Annotated in this window: 19 protein-coding genes and 1 pseudogene; 10 read left to right on the top strand and 10 right to left on the bottom strand. The window is 39.2% G+C overall.

Going from position 1 to position 19506, the window contains the following annotated elements:
• The first annotated feature begins 21 nt into the window (after positions 1–21).
• A complete protein-coding gene (locus RYH73_RS09850) occupies positions 22–2493 on the top strand; it encodes a heavy metal translocating P-type ATPase (RefSeq protein WP_335313249.1) in 2472 nt (823 codons plus the stop codon).
• 109 nt (positions 2494–2602) lie between these two features.
• Here RYH73_RS09850 and RYH73_RS09845 read toward each other — a convergent pair whose 3' ends face one another.
• The 3 genes from RYH73_RS09845 to RYH73_RS09835 all read right to left on the bottom strand — a co-directional run bounded on the left by RYH73_RS09845 (position 2603) and on the right by RYH73_RS09835 (position 5300).
• Entirely contained in the window at positions 2603–3514 is a 912-nt protein-coding gene (locus RYH73_RS09845) for a helix-turn-helix domain-containing protein (RefSeq protein WP_335313248.1), read from the bottom strand.
• Positions 3515–3553: 39 nt separating this feature from the next.
• Positions 3554–4357, bottom strand: a complete 804-nt coding sequence (locus RYH73_RS09840; protein WP_335313247.1) for an SDR family oxidoreductase — start codon at positions 4355–4357, stop codon at positions 3554–3556.
• 217 nt (positions 4358–4574) lie between these two features.
• Positions 4575–5300, bottom strand: a complete 726-nt coding sequence (locus tag RYH73_RS09835) for a hypothetical protein (RefSeq protein WP_335313246.1) — start codon at positions 5298–5300, stop codon at positions 4575–4577.
• Positions 5301–5484: 184 nt separating this feature from the next.
• Here RYH73_RS09835 and RYH73_RS09830 point away from each other — a divergent pair, with 184 nt between their 5' ends.
• From RYH73_RS09830 to RYH73_RS09815, 4 genes and pseudogenes are all read left to right on the top strand, one after another.
• Positions 5485–6159: a response regulator transcription factor gene (locus tag RYH73_RS09830; RefSeq protein WP_335313245.1), complete on the top strand. Its 675-nt coding sequence runs from the start codon at positions 5485–5487 to the stop codon at positions 6157–6159.
• Complete coding sequence (porY, locus tag RYH73_RS09825) at positions 6156–7196, top strand: sensor histidine kinase (protein ID WP_335313244.1); 1041 nt, start codon at positions 6156–6158, stop codon at positions 7194–7196. Before RYH73_RS09830 ends, porY begins: the two co-directional genes overlap by 4 nt.
• A 57-nt stretch (positions 7197–7253) precedes the next feature.
• Entirely contained in the window at positions 7254–8006 is a 753-nt protein-coding gene (locus RYH73_RS09820) for a phosphatase PAP2 family protein (RefSeq protein WP_335313243.1), read from the top strand.
• 151 nt (positions 8007–8157) lie between these two features.
• A pseudogene (locus RYH73_RS09815) lies at positions 8158–8289 on the top strand (hypothetical protein); the annotation flags it as partial.
• On the opposite strand, the gene RYH73_RS09810 reads toward RYH73_RS09815, so the two are convergent.
• Positions 8248–9450: a TraK family protein gene (locus RYH73_RS09810; RefSeq protein ID WP_335313242.1), complete on the bottom strand. Its 1203-nt coding sequence runs from the start codon at positions 9448–9450 to the stop codon at positions 8248–8250. The pseudogene RYH73_RS09815 and the gene RYH73_RS09810 sit on opposite strands and share 42 nt — an antisense overlap.
• A complete protein-coding gene (locus RYH73_RS09805) occupies positions 9444–9830 on the bottom strand; it encodes a response regulator (protein ID WP_335313241.1) in 387 nt (128 codons plus the stop codon). The genes RYH73_RS09810 and RYH73_RS09805 overlap by 7 nt, the downstream gene beginning before the upstream one ends.
• 216 nt (positions 9831–10046) lie before the next feature.
• On the opposite strand from RYH73_RS09805, the gene RYH73_RS09800 reads away from it, so the two are divergent.
• Together RYH73_RS09800 and RYH73_RS09795 are read left to right on the top strand one after the other, a co-directional pair.
• Complete coding sequence (locus RYH73_RS09800) at positions 10047–10898, top strand: sugar phosphate isomerase/epimerase family protein (RefSeq protein ID WP_335313240.1); 852 nt, start codon at positions 10047–10049, stop codon at positions 10896–10898.
• Positions 10899–11077: 179 nt separating this feature from the next.
• On the top strand, positions 11078–11863 hold the full coding sequence (locus RYH73_RS09795) for a class I SAM-dependent methyltransferase (protein WP_335313239.1): 786 nt from the start codon (positions 11078–11080) through the stop codon (positions 11861–11863).
• Between the two features lie 26 nt (positions 11864–11889).
• Here RYH73_RS09795 and RYH73_RS09790 read toward each other — a convergent pair whose 3' ends face one another.
• From RYH73_RS09790 to RYH73_RS09770, 5 genes are all read right to left on the bottom strand, one after another.
• Positions 11890–12630, bottom strand: coding sequence for a DKNYY domain-containing protein (locus RYH73_RS09790; RefSeq protein WP_335313238.1), 741 nt, complete (start codon positions 12628–12630; stop codon positions 11890–11892).
• A gap of 166 nt (positions 12631–12796) precedes the next feature.
• On the bottom strand, positions 12797–13237 hold the full coding sequence (locus tag RYH73_RS09785; protein WP_335313237.1) for a carboxymuconolactone decarboxylase family protein: 441 nt from the start codon (positions 13235–13237) through the stop codon (positions 12797–12799).
• A 54-nt stretch (positions 13238–13291) separates the two neighbouring features.
• Positions 13292–13738, bottom strand: a complete 447-nt coding sequence (locus RYH73_RS09780) for a DoxX family protein (RefSeq protein WP_335313236.1) — start codon at positions 13736–13738, stop codon at positions 13292–13294.
• Positions 13739–14647: 909 nt separating this feature from the next.
• Positions 14648–14851, bottom strand: coding sequence for a hypothetical protein (locus RYH73_RS09775; RefSeq protein WP_335313235.1), 204 nt, complete (start codon positions 14849–14851; stop codon positions 14648–14650).
• Between the two features lie 353 nt (positions 14852–15204).
• Positions 15205–15450 (bottom strand): hypothetical protein, encoded by a 246-nt coding sequence (locus RYH73_RS09770; protein ID WP_335313234.1) that lies wholly within the window; start codon positions 15448–15450, stop codon positions 15205–15207.
• 412 nt (positions 15451–15862) lie between these two features.
• Here RYH73_RS09770 and RYH73_RS09765 point away from each other — a divergent pair, with 412 nt between their 5' ends.
• The 3 genes from RYH73_RS09765 (at position 15863) to RYH73_RS09755 (ending at position 19407) form a co-directional block, all read left to right on the top strand.
• Entirely contained in the window at positions 15863–16432 is a 570-nt protein-coding gene (locus tag RYH73_RS09765; RefSeq protein ID WP_335313233.1) for a Crp/Fnr family transcriptional regulator, read from the top strand.
• Positions 16433–16512: 80 nt separating this feature from the next.
• Positions 16513–17802, top strand: coding sequence for an adenylosuccinate synthase (locus RYH73_RS09760; protein WP_335313232.1), 1290 nt, complete (start codon positions 16513–16515; stop codon positions 17800–17802).
• Positions 17803–17973: 171 nt separating this feature from the next.
• Positions 17974–19407: a phytoene desaturase family protein gene (locus RYH73_RS09755; RefSeq protein ID WP_335313231.1), complete on the top strand. Its 1434-nt coding sequence runs from the start codon at positions 17974–17976 to the stop codon at positions 19405–19407.
• Positions 19408–19506: the final 99 nt, after the last annotated feature.

Raw genomic sequence — 19506 nt, 5'->3', positions numbered from 1 at the left:
GATATATAAAATGGAATAATAATGGAAAAAACGAAAATTGATCTAGCGATACTTTTTCCCGCTATAATTGATGATAATGATCGGTGTATAGGCCGTCTCATCGATATTTTGGAGGGATATAAAGGGATCGAAAAGGTGCACGTTCAAAATAAAGGTCATAATAAAAAACCGGTTCTATGTTTTCATTACGATCCAAATCGGCTACATGTGGATCAGATTGTCAGAATGGCGCAAGGAGTCGGAACCAAATTGAGTCAGCGTTTCGGTCACCTACTTTTGAAAAGTGAAAACACAAAAAATCCGCGAAATGCAAGATTGCTTGAAAAGACCTTACGTTCTTATAGGGGGGTGAGTTATGTAGCCGCTAGCGGAACAGGCTTTATCAGTTTGGAGTACGATACCAAGTTGGTTGATAGGAACAAACTACTGCAAAAGCTCGAAGCTGCCGGATACAAAACGGAGATTAAGACAGCTGAACCAAATGTTGATACCGCTAAAAAATCGGAAGAAATCAAAACCGGTCAACCAGCAAATGGGCATGAACACGGTGGGTGGTTTGGTCATAATAGTGAGCTGATCTTCAGCCTTATTTGCGGAGCTTTGCTGGGTATTGGTTATGGATTAACCTACGTGAGTGATCTTGCTTCCTGGGTGCCACAAGCTTTGTTTTTTGGTGTTTATTTTTTTGGTGCTTATTTTGTCGTTATTGAAGCATATGAAGCGATATCCAAGGGTGAATTTGAGATCGATTTCTTAATGCTAGTGGCTGCGGTGGGAGCTGGGATTTTGGGACAATGGGAGGAAGGAGCTTTATTGCTGTTTCTATTTAGCCTGGGGCATGCTTTAGAACATTTTGCGATGGAAAAGGCACGCAAATCGATAGAAGCGCTGGCAGATTTAGCCCCAAAAACAGCACTGCGTAAACGCAATAACGAAACCGAGGAGGTGCCAATTGAAGCATTGAAAATTGGAGATACAATTATGGTACGTCCCAACACGCGTGTTGCGGCAGACGCCATCGTAATCAGTGGAACCAGCAGTGTCGATCAATCTCCTATTACCGGCGAAAGTATTCCCGTTGACAAGGTTGCCATAGAAAAATCTGCACCATCAACTGATTTTCAATACATCGATCAAAAAAATAAAGTGTTTTCAGGATCTATCAACGGTAATGGTACATTAGAAGTGGAGGTGATTCGCGAGGCAAATGATTCAACCATATCTCGGGTTATTGAGATGGTCAAAGAGGCGCAGACACAAAAATCACCGACTCAACAGTTTACGGACCGCTTTGAAAAATTTTTTGTACCCTTTGTATTGCTACTTGTTGTGATTTTGTGTTTTGCGTTTTTAGTAATCGACGAGACATTCAAAACCAGTTTCTATCGCGCAATGGCCGTGCTGGTAGCCGCTAGTCCATGTGCCTTGGCGATTTCAACACCCAGTGCCGTTCTTAGTGGTGTTGCAAGAGCCGCACGTGGTGGTGTTCTTATCAAGGGTGGAAAACCACTTGAAGACTTGGGATCGCTAACGGCATTAGCCTTTGACAAAACGGGTACATTGACGGAAGGAAAACCACGACTTACCGAAGTTAAACCGGTGGAAGGTATCAGCGAAGAAGAGCTCCTGCGCATAGCGGTGGCGGTTGAGGCATTAAGTGATCATCCGCTTGCCAAAGCCATCGTAAAGGATGGACGCGCTCGTCTAACTGATCGTGAAATTCCTACTGCTGAAAACTTAGAGGCCATTTTGGGAAAAGGAATCAAGGCAACGCTTGCCGGACAAACGATATATATGGGAAATCTTCCACTTTTTGAAGTTTTAGATGATAAAGCACCTCCCCGAGATCTTGTGTCGGTAGTCAAAAGCTTTGAGTGTAAAGGCAATACAACCATGCTTTTGCGGAGAGCGGATGATTACTTGGGACTTATCGCGGTGATGGATACACCGAGAGCAGAAGCAAAAACAACACTGGAGGCATTGGCACAGCTGGGAATTAAGCGGATGATTATGCTAACGGGCGATAATCAGCAAGTTGCTGAGGCTATAGCAAAAGAAGTGAATTTAACGGATGCTTGGGGTGGCCTATTACCTGAAGATAAAGTTGAAGCTATAAAAAAACTCACCAAGGAAGAGGGGAAAGTTGCCATGATAGGGGATGGCGTTAACGATGCCCCAGCCATGGCAAACAGCACGGTTGGTATTGCCATGGGGGCGGCAGGCTCAGATGTGGCTTTAGAGACCGCAGATATTGCGCTAATGGGAGATAAGCTTAGTTTACTGCCTTTTGCAATTGGTTTAAGTAGAAGGTCAAAAGGTATTATTAAGCAAAATCTTTGGATCAGCTTGGGTGTTGTTGCAATTTTAGTACCCTTGACAATAATGGGTATTACTACTATCGGGCCTGCTGTAATGGCACACGAAGGCTCCACCTTATTGGTGGTCTTTAATGCATTACGTTTGCTGGCATACCGTCAAAGAAATCTTCATTGAGTGGAATTAGATCAGTCAAAAAGAAATCATGTTTCTTGAGCGCTTTTCGACTGATCTAGCTTCATTAAATGATTTCTGAACAAAGTTTACCGCTGTCTTGTCTATCCGATTAATTAAATGATTGTCTAAATTCCAACGGAGACATATTTGTTTTTCTTTTGAAAAGTTTGTTGAAAGATTGCGGATATTCAAATCCCAATTGATAAGCGATTTCCGCTACTGATAAATTACTTAACGTCAAGTATTCCTTTGCTTTTTCAACCTGTTTGTCGTGAATATGTTGTTGTGCGCTTTGTCCAGTTAATGAGCGTAACATATCACTGAGATAATGTGCAGAAAGGTTCAATTTTCCTGCAAAATGCTCGACTGTCGGAAGTCCGTTTTTTAGGGTTTGTTCATCCGCAAAGTAATCCGTTAACAACTGCTCCATCCGTGTTAACAAATCATGGTTCACCGCTTTCCGTGTAATGAATTGTCTTTCATAAAAGCGGTTACTGTAATTAAGCAACAAATCGATTTGTGAGAGAATGATATCCTGCGTATGGCGGTCGATATGCTGGTATTCAGTTTCTATCTTCTGGAAAATTTCGATGATGTCCTTCTCCTCTTGAACGGAAACGTGCAGTGCTTCATTAACGGTGTATGAAAAAAAACCATAATTTTTAATCATGGTGGCCAATGGATGTTTGTAAAGAAAATCGGGATGGAATAGGAGTATATAACCATGCCCGCATTCCTTTTTCATTTGTTGAATATCTGATTTACTCAGCGATTGTACTTGCTTCGGAGCAATGAAGTTCATCGTACCCTTATCAAAATCGTAGTATTGTTGCCCGTATTTCATTTTTGCCGAAACATTTTTTTTTAGCGATATATTGAAAAAATTTATAAAAAATTGTTCCCAAATCTCGCTCTCCACGGGCCTCAGATCTGAAATTTGAATGACACTTACCAAAGGATGTAAAGGCTCCGGTAAACCGAGCAGACGATGAAATTCGGATATGGAATTAATAGTATGCATGACCGTTTTCTTTTACAAATTTACAAAAGCAAAGACAGTTTACCCCGCAAATTGTTTCCCGATTTCCTGTATAAATGCTTCTTTCCCAATTTCCATGCGCCTGGAATAAAACATATGGGCATCTGCACCGGCTAAATAACGTACTTGATCTTTACCGTCTGTTGCCGCTTCATAAACAACTTCTGCAATCTGTTCGGCGGTTGATGCCGATTTGAAGGCTTCGTCAACACCGGCAAACAATTTGGTCTCGATTTCCTGATATTCAGCGTGCGTATTCATGTCGAGCGACCGCCCCGCAAAATCAGTTAAAATACCACCGGGAGCAACGGTTTTGATACTGATGCCAAATTTTTTTAGTTCGAAATGCATGCTCTCAGACCAACCTTCCAATGCGAATTTTGTGGCGTGATAAATGGAACTCAATGGAAAACCCATAAATCCGCCAATTGAAGTCGTGCTGATAAATAGCCCTTTTTTATTTTTTCTGAAATGCGGGATAAAGGCTTGTGTTACACGTATTACACCCAACAGATTGGTGTCGATCTGACGGAGGATTTTTCCATCACTTAGGCCTTCTAGGGCACCCATTAATCCGTAGCCTGCATTATTGAAAACTACATCAATATCGTGTTGTACTAAGGTTTTTTCAACGGTTGATTTAATTTGTTCCGCATCTGTAACATCGAGAGGTAACAGTATGATGTTTTTCAATTGGTTTAATTCTGTTTCATTTTCCGGATTTCGCATGGTGGCGATGACACTCCAACCCCTTGATTGAAACAGTTTGGCCGCGGCCTTTCCTAATCCGCTTGATGCGCCGGTAATAAAAATTGTTTTTGACATGGTTTTACAATTAAAATCTAAAATCTTACCATGCAAAATTGAATAGAAACAGAAAATTAGATGTTTCCAAATCGGGCTTCGTTGTATCCTAAATGCTGATTGATTCGGCTGATATCCTACAATGTGCACATTTTTTTTGGTAATTATCTTGGTGAAGAAAGCTGCCGACATGTCCCGTACGGTTGCTTATACCCATGAAGATAGGCTCACTTATCACCTAGTTACTTTTCTTAAATTCCTGATAAGATCGTTTGATATAATCATACAGATCATACGTTGTCCACTTTTTAACTTCTTCTAGGGTTGGCCTATAGGTTATTTTAAACTTTTCAATTTCATTGTCCTCAATGGTCACGACCTGTTTTATGATTTGGGTGTTAAATTTGGTATCAATTTCATTCAATTCAATTTGTTGATGGATATATCTATTAAATTTCCTGACTTTCTTCCCATCCTTGCCAAGAAGTTCGCGGAAAAAAGTTATTGGGCTCCCGTCAAACGGAGATAGCAATGCTATCGGTGGTCTTCCCCCAAAATATATGCTATTTTTCTTGCTATATTCAATTGCAGTCGCCTCCAATGAATATCGATTGTTCATGACGGCCTCAATATTAACCTCATCTAAAAGAATTGTACTGTCTAAGTAAACGGTCATGTGCTCATAACTTTTTACCTGAATATATTTTTTTGGTATGCCTGGAAGGTATATGGTTAATGAGTCTCCTATTCGTGCCTCAATAAAGAAATTACCCAGCTGATCTGCCGTTGTTGAGATTTTTTTTGCTAAATTACTGATTTTGACATCACCCACGTTTAATTTAAGATCAGTAGGTACATCGTTTAATACCACCGTACCGCTTAATCCATTTGTCGCCTGGGCATATAATCCGTTTGTGGTCAGCAAAAGCATAAGGTACACAAAAAAAAGTCTATAACTTTCCATTAGACCGAAATTAAAATAAAAGCCTTTATCGAACGTTGATTTAACATCATTTAACAATAGGAGTAAGGGCATTTAAGGAAAGGAGAAAAGTGTACGGAAACCTACGCACCAAATGAGCAACATGTTGCTACAGAAAAAAAACAGAATTGGATGCGTATCTTTGAAGTAATGAGATTCACATTCAATGAAAATTCTGCTTATTGAAGACGAAATGGAATTGGCTAAGGCGATTTCCACCTATCTTTCCGGAGAACAGTATCGCTGTGAACTGGCATGTTCTTATGATGAAGGAATGTCTAAAATGAATCAATACAGCTATGATTGCATTATACTTGACCTAACATTACCGGGTGGGGATGGGCTGAAAATTTTGGAAACGTTGAAGCAAAGTGGTAAAGATGACGGCGTGATTATTATTTCCGCCAGAGGTTCATTGGAAGATCGCTTACAGGGACTCACTATCGGGGCTGATGATTATTTGTCCAAACCTTTCCATCTCTCGGAGCTTGCAGCGAGAATATATGCGGTTATTCGTAGACGCCAGCTGGGGAGCAGAAACCTTATCCGACAAGGAGCCCTTATGGTGGATGTTCTTGCCAGAATCGTGACAGTAAATGGATATGAAATAACATTGACCAGACGAGAGTTTGATCTTTTAGTATATTTTATCAGTAATAAGAACAAGGTAATCTCAAAAAATGCAATTGCTGAACATTTATCGGGTGATTTCGCAGATATGCTGGATAATTATGATTTTATCTACGGGCACATTAAGAACCTTAAAAAGAAGCTGAGCGAATTTGGTGGTGATAACTACCTGAAAACGATTTATGGAACAGGGTATAAATGGGAAGTATGAATAAGTTACTGAACCGTTCGTTGAATAAATTGCTTATCTATGCTGCTATTGTACTATGTTGTAGTATACCGATATATTATTTTATATTCAGCGCTTTACTGCAGTATGAACTGGATGAACATAATATTATACTAACAGAAAGGGCAGGTCGTGAGGATAGCTATCTGATCATAGTTACGGTAACAATTCTGACGGTGCTTTTTTCGAGTTTACTATTAATCGGTCTGGTATTATTGAACCGTCGACTTTCGCGTGAATTATGGCGTCCTTTTTATGATAGTCTCACCAAGATTAAAGATTTTGACCTGAACAAACACCAAGCCGTTGCTTTCACACCTACTGACATTGCTGAGTTCGCAGAATTGAATGATAATCTCGATAAACTGATAACTAGCTCCATTTCAGCTTATAATCAACAAAAGAAATTCACGGAGAATGCAAGTCATGAGCTACAAACCCCCTTGGCTATTATGCAGTCTAAACTAGATCTTTTTCTTCAGGAAGAAAACCTTTCGTCTCATCAACATCAATTGATACGTGAGTTGAGCGCTGCTGTGACGCGTACATCGCGCATTAATAGAAATTTGCTTATGCTCGCAAAAATTGATAATAAGCAGTTTGAACAGCAGGAAATCATTAATCTTAGCGGGCTTATCAACGATCTCATGGAGTTATTAGGTGATCATCAAAGTGATAAAAATATAAAGCTCGAAACCAATATCACGCAAGATGTATCAGTTCGCGCCAATCGCGTACTGGTAGAAGTTCTGTTACAAAATCTTTTTTCCAATGCTTACCGACATAATATCCAAGAAGGTAGGTTGCTGATTCGTTTGGACCCTTCGACAATTGTCATTGCCAATTCAGGAAAAGAAGCCTTGGATAGCGATCAACTTTTTAAACGTTTTACTTCCGTAAAAGGAAGTGGAACGGGTTTGGGATTGGCCATCGTTCATGAAACCTGTGCCAGCTTGCGCTGGTCTGTGCGCTATGCCTTTGAAAATCAGAAACACTATTTTTACGTGCGTTTTATTTAAAGCAGAATTTCTACAGAATTGACATGGAGCTTTGTGGGTACAAACAAAAGAGCAACCATGTTTTTGAAAAAATGGAATCTAATAAGATTGTTGTTATGGCTGTCTGTATTCGGTATATCCAATGTATCCGCACAGTGGAGCCAATATACCCGGGAGGGAAAGTATAATGAAACGATCCCGGCAATAAAGCCCTTTTATTTACAACAACCGTTTGTAAGCTTTCACACAAGACAATTATACGCACCTATTGGGCTTATGCTCAGCGGTTTTTTGGCCAATTCAAATGGCCCTGAATCATTAAAAATGGAAATTGTGGAAGAACGTAATGAACATTTTGCCAATTTTCATACAGGTATTGATAATTACTTGCAATACGCGCCGATAGCGGCTGTCTATACGATGGATGCATATGGTTACCATGCCAAACATGACTTTATCAATCGTTCCGCTATCTTGTTGAAAGGTGAACTGATGATGTCTGCTCTTGTCTTTACCGCCAAATCTTCCTTCCATAATTTGCGTCCGGATGGGAGTACATATAATTCCTTTCCTTCAGGTCATACGGCACAAGCCTTCGCAGCTGCTACTTTTTTAACGGAAGAATACGGTTCTACCTATAAATGGATGCCCTACGTGGCCTATGGCGCTGCTTCCTGTGTGGGTGGATTACGCATGGCCAATAATCGTCATTATATCAGCGATGTATTACTGGGAGCTGGAATTGGGATTTTAACGATGAAGGTGGCTTATTGGACACACCGCTTCAAATGGAAAAAACATCGCTCATCTCCTGATGTCATTGAAAATTAGGATTTTTCCAACATGATGGTATGATGTATCGCCTTGATAAAAATGATCAAGAATTGAAGCAAGCCGTGAACGCTTCTTTGTAAAGCAAAATGGAGATTAATTAACTGTTTTTCTTGGTGGAGACTTTCCGACGCTTCAACATGGTTTTCCCTATCTCTCTGGTGCCGTTCGATTGGTGCTTAAAGACATTATTATGATGACTGCCGGTTTGCTTGTGTCTTCGGATGCTGCCAAGCGGATTTTAAAGCGGGGAAATCCCGTCTTTCTGTTTGAAAATTTTTAGATTGGAAAACGTGCCTGTTTTGATGTTCCAACAATACTCAAATGCAATGGTGTATCCTTTAGATTGAATTTGCCAGGTTTGCTCGTCTTTTTTACTTAGGCAATAGTGTCGGAAACCAGCCATTGCATTTTTTCCTATTTCATTGATGTCTTCATTGAACGGTGCAATACCATTAGTAAAGGAAAAAAGTTGATAAGCAGCCTCATCAGGTTGGATAATATTAAGTTGTAAAGCTTGTTGTAATCGCTGCTGTTCTGTAGTTGACAGGTCTCGAAGTTCTTCCCAGTGGGTATCTAATTTGAACCCTTTTTTTAACCCCTGAAGCACTTCTTTTCTGACACCTAGAAACCGTTGCTGATTTTTTGCACAAAATGAGCGAAGGCCTTGATTAATACTATCTTGCCAAACTTCTGGCAACATGTTTTGCAATAGGTCTGTCGAATAGGTATCCCAACGAATTTGATCCATTTCCTGATAAAGTTTGTCGAGTTCATTTGCTTGTTTGTGAGAAATGAACGGGAGCTGTATTTTCAAATAGGAAGGTGTATTTGGAAGGCTATATTCCAATTTGCTCATATGCATGCCGTTTAAGTCAAGAACAAATCGCATCACATACGCTCGGTTGGCAAGCCAGATTTGCCAGGTATCGTCTTGAAGATTTCTTGCGAAAGCTTGCCGTCCGAACATATAGGCTATGCTCGCTTCTCTGGTACTTATTCCGGAGGATTGATAAATTGAGGGCTGGATTATGTTATTAATAATACCAGCTATTTCCACGGGCCTATAACATTGAAATAAGGTTACGTCTATAAATTTCGGATCGCTTAATATTTTTGTGAAACTACTGTCTTCTAAATGGTGAAAACGAATACTGCTCAGCACTTCAGGAGGAGACGGAGTTTGTTTTAGATACGTGGTGCGTATTTCTTTATATTTCGATTGTTCTTTCTTCGTATAATCCACTATTGGATTAAATAAATTGCGCTGCTGCTCCGGTGTCAATGTGGTATCCGAGAGCTTATCAGATACTTCATCTAACAGATGAAAGAACATCTCTTTGGCTTTTTCTTTATGATCTTTCATAACGAGGTCATAAACCTGTGCTGAGCCGGTAAACGCAAGCAATAGAAAAAGTGCGGTGAAAATGGTGCTGTTTAACATGAGTTCTTTGGTCGGTTATATACATAGTGTGTACTTAACGTGGATATTACGTCATACATGTCAAAGGGTTTGCGTATAAAATGTTGTGCACCACAGTTTTGGGCAATTGTCGAGATATTCCATATTCCGGAAATCATTACAATTGGGATATGATCATACGCGGGAAATGTCCTGATTTGCGAACAAAGATCACTGCCTCTATACGCTCCCAGGTTTTCGTCCATGAAAATCATGCGTACGTTATTTTCTTCTAAGATTTTAGCGATGTTCATTCCATTATCAACGATAACACCAATTCCTTCATATTTTAGGATATCGGAAAGTAGGATCTGCATATTGATATCATCTTCTATATATAATACGAGCTCTTTTGAAGTCATAGATTATTTTTTTCGAGCTAGGACAAATTTCGTGCTAGACTTGTTTTTGGCCTAGAACGAGTCTGTAACAAATTAATGATAACATATACCCCTTTTTTCAAAAATCGATCATAATTTTTTTGTACCTTCATAAACATATTCCTAAATTATTATTCGTTTGATCAGTTGGAATGACCGGAAATCAACCTTTTACCTAAAAGAACAAAATAAATCCAAATGATGTATACAACTAATTTTATGGCATCGATCTTCTGGTGCATCGCCTTATCTTCAAATATGCTAATGCAAACGGTAAAAGCACAAGTAATCCCAAAAGTAGGCGTATGTATCTCGGTAGAACAGCAATATGATGCGCGTAATGCCGGTTTTGATTTCGTTGTACCCGGAGTTTCTGCCTATTTAAACACCCATCTAACCAAAAATGATAAGATATACGCACTGCCTGTTTATGCATGTAATGTTTTTCTCCCGGCCAATATAAAATGCGTCGGTCCTGAGGTGGATGTGGAGGGATTGGTGGCTTATGCTGACACGGTGTTTAGACGAGCACAGGAAAGAAAAGTATCGATGGTTGTTTTTGGAAGTGGAGCCGCCCGTAAAATTCCGGATGGATATAATCGGGAGGAAGCTAGGGAGCAGTTTGTCGCGTTATGCAAGAAATTAGCAGCAAGCGCAGCTGCATATAATGTAAAAATAGCCTTGGAAAACCTGAATAGCGACGAAACGAATTTTATTAATACTGTAGAAGAGGCGTTGCTTATAGCAGAGCAAGTTGATATGTCTAACTTTGGTATAAACGCCGATATTTATCATATGTTGAAGGAAGGTGAATCGGCTGAACAGTTGTTCCGGGTTCAGCGATATATACTTTATTGCGAGATCGCCGAGCCGGCTAATCGAACCCCTCCGGGGGTAGAGGGAACCGATTTTACTGCTTACTTAAGGGCGCTGAAAGCTATTAACTATAAAGGAGGAATCGGTGTGGAAGCTAGATGGACTGATTTTAAAAGGCAGTCTGTTTCTGCTCGCCGCAATTTACAAAAACAATTAACAGCTGTTTATCGGTAAAGAAAAATGTCGGTAGATAGAAATTATTGAGAATCGCAAGATATATCTGTTGCCTCTTCAGGAGGTAAGTTTCTGCTTGTTTTTTAGGAAATGAAAAATCTGAACTAGAAAATAGTAAAAAATAAGAGACGAAAAGAATATTGTACCCATAAATAACGTTTCATTAATAAATAGCTGATATGAACGATTTGGAGAAGTATTTCCACGCCAATACAAACCGCGTTATTTACAAATGGCAACATTATTTTGATGTCTATGAGAGGCATTTCAGTCGATTTCGAGACAAGGAGATTGTTTTGCTTGAAATTGGAACTTTGCATGGAGGCAGCTTGCAAATGTGGAAAGACTATTTCGGTGATCGTGCCAAGATCTATGGTATAGATATCAACCCGAACTGCAAGGAAGTCGAAGAAGAAAATATACAGATTTTTATCGGTTCTCAAACGGACCGTACCTTTTTGAGTCGTGTAAAACAACAAATACCGCCAATCGATATTTTGATCGATGATGGCGGGCATACAATGCTGCAACAAATCGTTTCGTACGAAGAACTTTTTTCACATATCAAAAGTGATGGCGTTTATTTATGTGAAGATGTACACACTTCTTATTGGCTTAAGTACGGAGGTGGACATAATCGACAAGGAAGCTTTATTGAATATTCAAAAAACTTAATTGATAAACTTAATGCTTTTCACTCGAAAGAAAAATCACTTAAGGTAGATGATTTTACACGCTCGGTAAACTCTATACATTATTATGATTCGATTGTGGTGGTAGAGAAGCAATCAAGGATCGAACCTTTTGCTTTAAAAACCGGCGTGATAACAACAGCTCCCTATGTAATTCCGGGAGAAAAAAAATCTTTTAAAAAAAATCTGGTCTACTATTTTCGACACGTATGGAATAGCTTGTTGGCCTTTTTTAAACGGCCCTTTAAAAAGGGAAGCTTGGATTATTCCTAAATTTACATAGAATAATTGATGAATTTTTAACGCTTTAAGGAGCTTCTTTTTCCAAATAAATATTGATATCGGTCATCAATGCCATAACCTAATTCATCGACTATTTCAAAACGAAATTGATCTAGGCTCTTTGTCTTAATGATTTTGAATGCTTTGTCAATTGTATCAACGTAAAATGCGTAATTTTTATCTTTTGCATAATAGGTATGATCACATTCTCGATAGTACGTATGTGTAAAACATGCGTCCAAAAATTGAAAGGTTTCTGCGTCTGCTTCATTTACAATGAGTTCTCGAAAGTAAACGTGATTTTTATCTTTGGCAACATTTTTTACAGATTCACCATATAAGACTTCAAACGTTTTTGGGTCAACACCTTTCACCTCCTTGCAATAGTTAAAATAAATTTTATCATTAACCTGCTGATAGTATTCGGATAGTGCTTTTGCTTCTTTTAAACGATAGGGTACTTTTTGATCAAATACATAATCATGACCGTTTGAACTTGCTATTCCATTTTTAAAGTCCAAAATCTTGAAATCTGCCGGGTTTGCTTCTGGAAGAATCGTAAATGGATTCATAAAACTCTCTAAGTATACATGATTCTTGTCTCGAAAATAATGGAAAGTTGAATCATTGCTCTCAATTATTTGAAAGCTAGCGAAATCAATTGTCGGATAAAATTTACGATAAACTTCACGATCGAAATGCAAAATAAAGGCATTGTCTACCATGCTGAATCCATGTTTTAAATCTTTTCTACTCATACGCTTCGCGGATAAAATCGTTCGTCAATATAACTTTTTTATAAATTCATTAACTCAATATACCAAAAGTGAATATAATCCGCGAGTATATAGTACAGCTGCACTTCACAAGGAATCTACGAATTCTTCTATTCGCATCTACAAAGCGTCTACAAATTGACTGTGGCTACAATGGATGCATTTGCAGGCTAACTCCAATGCGGTTAAGGGCATTGATATTGATTACGGCTATGATTAATTTTGCGGTCATTTCTTCTCCAAAAAGATCGATGGCATCGGCGTAAGTTTGATCACTCAATCCCTGATGAGCGATTAATGTGATTTCCTCCGTTAGTCTTAAAATGACTTGATCTTCTTTACTGAACCAATTTTTTGCTTCCCGCCAGGCGCTTAGCACATATAATCGTTTAGGATCTTCGCCAAGTTTTAATGCCTCTTTACTATGCATATGTAAACAATAAGCGCAACCGTTAATTTGCGATGCTCTGATTTTGATGAGTTCTTGTTGTAATTTATCGATCCCGGTGTTTGCTACAAAAGTTGATAGCTGTATCAAGATTTGATAGGAATCTGGAATAAGTTGTTTGAGATTTAGTCTATTTGCCATATGATTGAATTTAAATATTTATGAAAATGAATTGCAGTGGGTGAATGCATTTTTTTAAGTCGAAGGGTCTCTAAAATAGGCATCCAAACTCCACGGAAAGTCGAATTGACCCGCGAGCATTAAACTGGAAAAGCTCACCGCAAATACGGAATAATTAAAGGGAGCTCTGTAGCTTAGGAAGATCAACATACTGAACGCAAATAGCAAGGTGAGTATAAAACTACCGTATGCTGCCAGTCGCGTTTTGTAACCTACAATCAACAGACTACCGCATAAAACTTCCCCAATAGTTGCTATTAAACCAAAGAAGGATGCCACTGGTTCCGAAAAATAAGGCATTAGCGTATGCGTATACCGAACAAAGTGAGTCCAATCTCCCCAAGCTACGTTAGCCGCACCTGGTGCACCTAAGTATCCAATGCGATCGAGCACAGGAAGTATAAATCCAATGCCTAGGGAAAGTCTAAGTAGTAACTGTGCAAGTGGATGAATTTTTTTCATTGCCTATCTATTAATGAGTACAAAGGTATTACCACCGTTTAAAGTCTTGAGGTACCAGAAAGAAATGTCTAGGTAGTCCAGTTGTTTTTGAAATTTTTATGACAGTTTTTGGATGCGCCCTGCTTGGCATATAAATCACCGATTTCGTTTGGAAATGATGCAGGAGATACACCTCTACACCAAAGTTTATCGTAATTTACAAGCGCTTTAATGTCATTATAATACAAGCTTTTTATCTTTAAACGACTTCAAAACAAGTTGCCCAACTTGTCCAATTCAATTAGTAGAACCCATCCCCTTTCTCTGGGATGGGTTTTTTATGGGTTTTGCATTTTATTTAACTCTTTTATCCAAATGATGGAAACTGAGCGAAATCCTTAGTTTTTTAGATGTTATTTTCCCTCAACTATCAAATGAAACCAGCTTTTTTTCAGTTATTATGGCCTTAACGGTTCTTTTTGTCCCTGCTATTTGGTTTGAACACATTTTGTGAGTTATTTGACATGAACCTACTATCAATTGAAGTTTTTGCTTCCGTTGCTTTAAAAGTTTCATACGAAATTTGCTGGCAAAGAAACCATATTATATCAACCTTGTCTTTTAACGTTTCCATAATGTATGTTTTGTAATAGGACAATTAAGCGAAGTAATTTGGACAACTAGTTGAAAATTATATGCATTCGATCGACATTCTCTTGATGCCCACGCCATCAAAGCCTGTATTGATAGGTTATCAATAGTTTCTTTGTGAAAAAATGAGAAAATTAATGTGAAATTTATTGTTGGTTCCGAAAATGAAAGGTATCGAAACAGAAGCACACAATTCTAAACTTAATTTGTTTTATCTCCTGATAGACAGTTTATTATGTTTTGTTAATCAGGAGATAATAGGTAAGATGTAGGACCGGATCATACGGAAAAGCAATAATTCATGAGGGACGAGGCCGAAATTGTGCGCCATTCCATGGTAAGCGTGTTGTTGAGATCGAACATATTGTAAGTTTTTGATTCTGAAATAAATAGATGCTCGTTTAAAATGATAATAGGGATTTCGGCAATGTTATCAGATGAAACGGATAAACCTAATTGTTCAGCAAGTTCATAGATGCTCATTTATGATTCGTAAATAGGTTTGCAAATATAAACATATAATGTTGCATATTAAAAAATATCACAACATTATTCATACATAGTTGCATAAAAAGTGTATATTTTTGTTACCATGTTGCAAGGCTTAAAAGCGTTATATATTGTTATACGAAATGGAGAAGCGATTTGTTTTGAAACGAATCTTCGGGCTTTTGTGCGAAAATTCGAAGAAATAGAGCGAGAATCCAGAAATTTTGATTTTTTCTATCGCAAATTTAAAAAAGAGCGGATTTTTAAATTGACATTGTCGGGAAAAGAATATACTTTTCAAAAATTGTTATAGCACCATACGCCGGCTTTAACAACATGATAAAACCTTAGCTTCCCGTACTTTTTTCCAAGCGCTGAAAATAATATTCTTTACCGTCGATTATAAAAGAGAAGGCAACGATGTTATTGATCATATCACCTTGTGCGGCTATTATCTTGTTTAATTTATCCGTGTGCTGCTGACTACCAAGATAATTGCGGAAATTATTCCATAAATCTTCCAGACGAAATCCATGTGCAATCACCATATCCTGATGAATGATAATAAAGAGAGACGTTGAAAATTCGGTCATTGAGGGCTCTTATTTGTTACATATACAAAGCTTTACCGTTGATCGTTACGATTCGCCATAGCTTCCCATAGCTCGTCTAATTTTAAGTAGAAGCTATACATGAATTAAGAAAGTAATATATCAAATTACACAATTTGGTGTTGTCGATAAAATAAATTAACCTTTAACACGACATAAAGATAAATTTATTCAATAAGAAGCGCAAACGGTTAGACAGGAACGAAGTTACGATTAGGTGATAGTAAGCAATTAAATGATTCGATTTTCTTGAGCTTACGCAGATTATTTTCTGTACTGATCGTAACCCGAAGCAAACTGATAGCAATGGTTTGATCAGAAAATAACCTCGGGAACGCTTAAGTTTTTGCCAATTGGCAATGGATTCTACCGAATCGCTCACTACCTTTATAAAATGGAAGAACTATTGGCATATCTTATGCAGTTTGAAGGTCTGACAAATAAGGGCCAACAGCTTGTAGGGCGAATTGTAAAAGAAACTGCGGTCAAAAAAGGAGCCTATTTTGTTGAACCTGGTAAAATCTGCTCGAGCCTAGGTTTTGTACGCGAAGGAATCTTCCGTTCCTGTTATTACAATAAATTTGGAGATGATTTTACCAGGTATTTTGTTTATGAGGGGCGATTCATAGGCGATATTGGTGGGTTCATAGACCAAGTAGCCTCTACGGAGTATATTGAAGCAGTAACGGATGCTCGTATTTATCTTTTGAAAAGAGAAGATTTTGAACTGCTGGAACATGAACTTCCGAATTGGTCAACTATTTTTGTAAAGCTGAACGCAACTGTTTTAGAGAATAAGATGAAGGCGGCTAGCAATATGTTGGTACAAGATGCACAAACACGCTATTTACATTTTCTTAATCACTATCCGGGCTTAGCTAATCGTATTCCTCAATCTATGTTGGCCTCCTACCTAGGTATTACACCATCGTCTTTAAGTCGCATTCGAAGAAAGATAAGCTAACCGAAGCCTTCTTGTCAAATGACAATGGATTTTCAAAAATTAGAGGTCAAATTTGAACCGTAATTAGTTAATCCATTTATATGAAAGCAGATGTTGTTTTAGGTCTTCAGTGGGGAGACGAAGGTAAAGGTAAAATTGTTGATGTTCTTTCCTCTCAATATCAGGCCGTAGCCCGATATCATGGTGGTTCAAATGCAGGCCACACCTTAGAATTTGATGGTCAAAAAATAGTACTTAGTGTCTTGCCTTCCGGAATTGTCAAGAAGGAAATTCACAATGTAATCGGTAGTGGCGTTGTGTTGGATGTGATGACTTTACGGCACGAATTGGAAGTTCTCGAATCATCGGGATACCGGGTCAGCGACTGGCAAAATCTGTCGATTTCGAAAAAGGCTCATTTAATTTTGCCAACGCATCGCCTATTGGATCGATTGGCTGAAGAACGTTTAGGTGAACGGAAAATCGGGTCTACCCAAAAGGGAATTGCACCGGCTTACGCTGATAAAGTTCTTCGAAAGGGCATCCGTGTTGCTGATGTTTTGCAACCTAATTTTGAAGTACGTTGTAGAAAATTGATGGAGGAGCATAGGAATCAACTCCCCCAGACCATGGCTAAAGAAATTGATCTGGAAGCATATTACCAAGAGTTTATGGAAAGCATCCGTGTTTTACAGAAATTTCCGCTCATTGACACGGAGTTGGTGCTTAATGACATCTTGAACAAAGGGGGAAGCATATTGGCCGAAGGCGCCCAGGCTACGTTATTAGATTTAGATCATGGTTCTTATCCTTTTGTAACCTCATCAAACGCACTTTCAGGCGGTGCTTGCGTAGGTTTGGGCATTGCCCCGCACAAGATAGGTGATGTATATGGCGTCTTTAAAGCCTACTGTACGCGGGTAGGAAATGGACCTTTTCCAACGGAAATGGAAGGTGAAAGCGCTGCGTTGTTAAGGACCGTAGGCAATGAGTTCGGTGCTGTTACCAAAAGATCGCGGAGGACAGGATGGTTAGACCTTCCCACCTTGAAATACGCAATTATGTTGAACGGAGTAACCAAACTAATCATCACCAAAGTTGATGTATTGAGTGCAATGGAAACGATTCAGTTATGTACGCATTATTTGGTGGAAGGAAAGCGTGTTGATCATGCATCGACACTGGTGGAAAGCGATGCGATCGTACCTGTTTTTAAAGAATTTAAAAGTTGGGGAGATGTAGGTTCGGCTCGGGAAGAGTCGCAACTGCCTACCGCTTTAATTGATTATATAGCCTTTTTGGAAGAAGCACTTATGGTGCCGATTGCCTACATTTCTGTGGGACCGGATAGAGCACAAATGGTTAAAAGAGCATGCTTTGATCATTTTTGAATTCTGTATATTAGGCAGCAGACCTGAACGAAAGTTCGACAACTGTAAAAAAGTATACTCATTTAATAGATTTTTATTAGTTTAGCGAAAAACTCGATACAGTCTGTTAAATGAATGAAGATCAACAACCAATAAATAGGTTAAGTCGTGCCCCGAAGGAAGGAGTCGTAAATGCCTAATACGGATTTCGATGCGGTGATCATTGGTTCGGGGCCGAACGGCTTGGCCGCGGCTATCTTATTACAACAGCAAGGTTTAAAGGTGTTGATTGTTGAAGGGAAGAATCATATTGGAGGTGGGATGCGGAGCGCTGAACTGACTTTACCCGGTTTTATCCACGATATTTGTTCAGCAGTACACCCAATGGCTGCTGCTTCTCCTTTCCTCAGGAATTTACCTTTAGCTGACTATGGTTTACACTATATAGATCCCACGGTTTTAGCTGCCCACCCACTCGATGGAGGCACTGCTGCGGCCTTGTATAAAGATATTACACAGACAGCAGAGACACTAAATATTGATAAACAATATTACGCTGATTTTGTGGAACCATTGGTGGCTTCTTGGCCCGACATCGTACAAGATATATTAAGCCCCCTGGGATTTCCCAAACACCCCCGGAAGTACTTACGTTTTGGATTGCAGGCAGCACTTCCGGCTAGCTTGTTTTCTAAACGTTTTAAGGGAAAAGAATTGAAGGCTTTGTTCGCCGGGATGGCAGCGCACAGTCTTTTGGATTTTAATCAGCTCACTACTTCGGCGATTGCTTTAGTATTGACAATGGCAGGCCATCACAGTGGTTGGCCGATTGTGCGGGGTGGCAGTCAGCAACTTGCGCAAAGCATGGCCGCTTATTTTTGTGCATTGGGGGGAAAAATTGAAACGGGAATTTGGATTAAGTCGCTTGAACAGCTGCCTAAAACACGGGCAATTTTTTTTGACACTTCACCTAAACAGTTGCTTGAAATAGCAGGGCATCGTTTAACACCTTTATATAAGAAACAACTCAATCGTTATCGTTACGGGGCGGGGCTTTTCAAGATAGATTGGGCATTGGATGGGCCTGTACCTTTTATTGCTGAATCGTGTAGGCAGGCAGGAACAGTACATATCGGCAATACATTTGAAGAAATTGCTCATGCGGAAAAACTCGTATCACAAGGAAAACATGCCGAGAAGCCGTTTGTGCTATTTGCACAACAAAGCTTGTTCGATCCTTCACGTGCACCCATAGGAAAGCAAGTGGCATGGGGTTATTGTCATGTACCTAATGGCTCAACAAGGGATATGTCTGAGCAGATAGAAAGCCAGATCGAACGCTACGCACCTGGATTTCGCGACTTGATACTGGCTCGCTCTTTAACAAACACGGAAGACCTTGAAAACTATAATCCAAACTACATAGGGGGAGATGTAAATGGCGGTGCCTTGGATTTGAGACAGCTTTTTACACGGCCCGCACTTCGCTTTTCTCCCTACCGTACTTCCGCTAAAGGCCTATATATTTGTTCGGCATCTACACCTCCTGGAGGTGGTGTGCATGGTATGGGTGGTTTTCATGCCGCCAAATGTGCTTTAAAAGATATTTTCCACATAGCTCTTTAGACCCGTATGGATTTTCTGAGTCTGTTTTGTAATAAAAGTATATAAAATAGGTAGATATTATATTCTTTTCATTTTTTTTGTAACTTTGATGCCAAAGAT

It is taken from the genome of Olivibacter sp. CPCC 100613 (assembly GCF_036959255.1).
Taxonomy (GTDB): domain Bacteria; phylum Bacteroidota; class Bacteroidia; order Sphingobacteriales; family Sphingobacteriaceae; genus Olivibacter.
The sequence above is the reverse complement of the archived record's forward strand: the minus strand, read 5'-3'. Positions and strand labels throughout refer to the sequence as shown.